Annotated in this window: 1 protein-coding gene; it reads left to right on the top strand. The window is 76.2% G+C overall.

The window, feature by feature from the left end; genetic code table 11:
- Positions 1-15: 15 nt before the first annotated feature.
- On the top strand, positions 16-231 hold a 216-nt coding region (locus tag ACEN88_RS36415; RefSeq protein ID WP_413347228.1), incomplete at its 3' end, for a GMC family oxidoreductase N-terminal domain-containing protein.

Here is a 231-nt window from a genome sequence, read left to right as displayed (position 1 = left end):
GCTCTGGGCGGCCCGATGGCCGCACGCAGCGCCGCGGGCGCCCGCGCGCAAGGGCTCGCGTGGCGCAAGCTGGACAAGATGATCCGCCCGGCCGCGTGCCGCACCGGATGCTGGCGCTGCGTCTACGGCTGCCCGTTCGGGGCGAAGTGGTCGGCCCGTGAACTGGTCGACGACGCCTGCACGCGCGGCGCGCGGCTCGTCACCCACGCGCACGTCACGCGGGTGCTGGTG

Source organism: Massilia sp. CT11-108 (assembly GCF_047302915.1).
Lineage (GTDB): Bacteria > Pseudomonadota > Gammaproteobacteria > Burkholderiales > Burkholderiaceae_D > Telluria > Telluria orientalis.
This window is presented reverse-complemented; position numbering and strand designations above follow the sequence as displayed.